The organism is Candidatus Magnetobacterium casense, from assembly GCF_019173545.1.
Taxonomy (GTDB): domain Bacteria; phylum Nitrospirota; class Thermodesulfovibrionia; order Thermodesulfovibrionales; family Magnetobacteriaceae; genus Magnetobacterium; species Magnetobacterium cryptolimnobacter.
The window spans coordinates 1-3,911 of the sequence record NZ_JABXWD010000318.1 but is presented as its reverse complement, the minus strand read 5'-3'; the positions used below and the strand labels follow the sequence as shown (position 1 = coordinate 3,911).

Annotated in this window: 2 protein-coding genes; one reads left to right on the top strand and one right to left on the bottom strand. The window is 50.5% G+C overall.

What is annotated here, in order from left to right; genetic code table 11:
- Positions 1 to 217 precede the first annotated feature (217 nt).
- Positions 218 to 2,809 carry a CHAT domain-containing protein gene (locus tag HWQ67_RS14010; protein ID WP_218253312.1) on the bottom strand — a complete coding sequence of 864 codons (2,592 nt, stop codon included), beginning with the start codon at positions 2,807 to 2,809 and terminating at the stop codon, positions 218 to 220.
- A 215-nt stretch (positions 2,810 to 3,024) separates the two neighbouring features.
- On the opposite strand from HWQ67_RS14010, the gene hemH reads away from it, so the two are divergent.
- Positions 3,025 to 3,888, top strand: a complete 864-nt coding sequence (gene hemH / locus HWQ67_RS14005; RefSeq protein ID WP_218253311.1) for a ferrochelatase — start codon at positions 3,025 to 3,027, stop codon at positions 3,886 to 3,888.
- The last annotated feature ends 23 nt before the right edge of the window (positions 3,889 to 3,911 follow it).

Genomic DNA, 3,911 nt, shown 5'->3' with positions numbered 1-3,911 from the left:
CTCCATTCAAACGTGGTCACGTTGCTCACGCACAGTAACAATGCCATATTACACAGGTATAAAAGTGGCTTAAATCCTTGCAACCACGGTTGATAGTGGTACTATACTGTGAGGTATCTATGATCAGTATAAGGATGTTCACTTGTGTTGATCTCAGAAGACACCTCACTCATCCCCTGTAGCGTAATTTTCTTCGTATCTTCTTTGTCTTCCTGTTTTAAGACCATGCCGCTTTGGCCTTTGCAGCGTAGGAGGCTGCCTTTTGGGGATCACCTGTCCGACGAAATACGTAGGCAATGTTGTTATACAAAGTAGCCACAGACGGATGTCTTTCGCCATAGACTTCCAGCATGATATCAAGTGATTTTTCGTAAAACACAATCGCCTGCTTTGCGTCGCCTAACTTCCATAATGACGTGGCATACTCATTAAGAAAATTGCCAACACTTATATCCTTTGTTGCCTTGGCCTCATCCACCACCGCATCTGAGACCCTGACGGCGACCGTTTCCATAATCGCACGACCCTGCCGATATAAGACCATCCGGTCAAAGTAATCCCCCAACTCACGCGCATGAGGACACGCACCACGGACGTTACCCACTTCAAGTGCGTGACGAACGGCCTCCTCCAGGTACTTGTAATTCGACTCGGTGGCTACAGAAATCCAACCGTCATACCATTGATACGCAAGTCCGTGGGTTTCAAGCCTTTCCTCAGCCGTCAACTTGCCCCACATGGTATCGCGAATCACAGGCGTTACCCAATACACAAACTCACCCCTGGCTCGCACCTCACGTTCAACCAACGTCAGGTCAACAGCTGTGTTTAAGAACTGAGCGCCACCAAACGCCTCAAAGGCAGTCGCATCAACAGGCTCCTTGTACACAGCCGCTCGTTGAATGAACTTGTTGAACCCCTCCCCCTCTGTCTTTGCGATCACATCCGCAAGATAAGCGTGGATGAACTCATCCTGCTTGCCCCGCAGCTCCGCCTCAAGATCAATCAGGTTGTACTTTTTCTCATATTTGGCGATAACGTTTAACCACTCCAGCAGCCGGGGATTGCCACCGCCGTATTTGAGATACGACGCAGCGTGCCTGCTCTGTGCGATAGATTCGAGCTCTCGTGTTTTCTTGGCTAAGTCGGCACCATAAAAGGACATGAGCGCAATTTCAAAGAGTTTCTTATCTGGCAGGTTTTCACCGCCAAGTTCAAGGATGAATGGATACCGGCTCGATATCACAACGTTGCTGTTGCCCTCAGCCCAGTCAATCGCCTCAAGAAAGGGACGAATGATGCCCTCAAGCTCCTTTTTAACACAATACTGATAGCCATTACGATCAAGATTTTGTTCAAAGTCATCAAAGTATATTATTGTTGGAGTCTCATTTTTAAAGACTGTGCGAAAGAGGGCCTTTATCTTTTTCTCATACGAGCTATCAGATGTTAGAATCGCTAAACCATCCTCATTGCCCAATCTGTCAAGCAATTTCTTCAGTTTCACGATAACATCCGCCTCGCTGATGACACCGTGAAAGACGAGCAGCTCCTTCTTGTCCGCAAACCTCTCAACGAGCTTGCCGACAAGACAACTCTTGCCGATCCCTGCGGGGCCGCGCACCAAAAGCCCGTACTTGTCAGTTGCCCCCCTGAGCACGCCTACACCCTGCTGAACATGCCGCCTCCTGCCAACAAATCCACTGTCAAGCACACGCACGTTGCTGTCCTTGAGGGTCTTGTGTCTGAGCTTAACGGGGTTGGCAGAGACCGGCAAACCAGCCGCTACCAACGGCACAATCGGCGTAGCGTCACCAAACAGCCTCAAGAGCGGCCAGGGGTGATATCGGCTATCAAGCAATCTTCGGGCACTTTGCACGGCATGGTCGATCCCTATGCCAATTGAGAGACACCTGTATACCTCGGCAGCCACCAGCGTTGCACCATCATCCGAAACAGGCAAGCCCCACCCAAGCACCCACTTTATACCCTTAAGCGACATCTGGTAAGCAAAGGATTCAGAACTTGCATCCTCATAGCTACTCCCCGTTGAACAGCCGGAAAGGAAAAGCACCCGCGGTGGGAAATCCCTAATTGCGTGCCAAAGCATCTCCGATGAGACCTTCCGCGACTTGCCGGCCTCATCCTCCATGTAGAACACCGACCCCATATCCTTATCAAGTCCGGCATGTCCCGTTATGTGGATGATGTCAAATCCACCACCGGCGATGTTGGCCTGCCTAAGTCCCTCAAGGCTGCCCGTGTCCTCAACCCTCATGTCGATGTTATATCTGCCGGTAACGTTAAAGATGCGTTCCTCCTCTTTTTCAAAGTTTAGGACATTTTTTGCGTGCAAATCGGTCGGCGAACAGGCCATAAAGAGCATCCTAAGCGGCTCTTTTTTCGGCTCAACCGTAGCTAACCTCCCCCGATCATCAACGAGTCTGACCACGTGGATGTTGTGGTTGAGCAGGATAAAGCCCCCGTTGTGCAACAACTCAAACGGTAACTGCGTCAACTCATACGGCGTCTGCACGTACAGATGCGTATGCGCACCGGCAACCCTGGTAGTGTCGATGAGCCCCGCAAGTGTCCCCGCTCCACGATTGAGCAGGTCGTACAACTGCCTGCCGAGAGTGGCACCTGCAACAGGGTCGTGACGCCAGAAGTTCCTGCGTGTCTCCGCAAGGAGGTAGGCGACTTCGGTCTCGTAGATGTAATGGGACAACATGCCGTCGATATAGATTGCATGTTGGCCGTCGGCCACAGATGATATCGCTAAGGTGATGCTTGTATTGTTATATCCCATTTTTCGAATCCAACCAATTAAAGAATCGCTGTAGTGCGGTGTGCCTTGTCAGCGGATAAGCAGAAGAGCATAAGTAGCTATAACGTAATTCACCCAATGACCCCATAAGTCTGGTGAGTTCACAGACAACTACTACATGCTCCGGTACACGCAGGAAATGTTTATTGTCTTTTTCTTCTTCTTTCTTTTTTTCTTGATTATGTTACAATATTCCGATGACGGAGAAAAGGAATACCACTGGCGTGCTGCTCTTAAACCTCGGAGGGCCGGACTCACTGAAGGCGGTGAGACCGTTTCTGTACAACCTCTTCTCCGACCGCCTGATCATAAAGCTGGGGCCAGAGTTTTTGCAACGCCCCATTGCCGCCTCTATTGCCCTGAGCCGCGCACCAAAGACCAGGGCAATGTACCAACAGATCGGCGGAGCATCCCCCATCACTCGCCTCACACTTGAACAGGCCAATGCACTGCAAACCTCCCTCGGTGACAACTTCAGTGTCTACGTGGGGATGCGATACTGGCATCCGTTTATAGAGGCGGCGGTTGCACAGGCCTACGAAGACGGCATACAGCAACTGATCGCCCTGAGCCTCTACCCACACTACAGCCTGGCCACAACCGGATCGGCATTTGCCGAACTACAGAACGTGCTCAAGACCTATCCGTTGCCCTGTACCTACATCCGCAGTTGGCCGCAAAACAGACTCTACATCGATGCCCTCGTCAAGTCCATTGTAGAGGCCATCGGTGAGGACGATCACGCAGATTGTCATATCCTGATGAGCGCACACGGTCTGCCGGTCTACTTCATCGAAAACGGCGACCCATACCTCGATGAACTCAACAAGACCATAGACCTCATAAAAGAAAGACTGCCCGGGCCAACCTACCACCTGTCCTTTCAGAGTCGAAGCGGTCCCGTAAAGTGGCTGACTCCCTCCACGGAGGAAAAAATCCTACAACTCTCTGCCGAGGGCGTAAGACGTTTGATCGTTGTTACCATCAGCTTTGTCTCCGACCACTTTGAGACCCTGTATGAGATAGATATTTTGTATTCACATTTAGCAAAAAAAACATGATATAATATTAAAGAGAGTAAGGG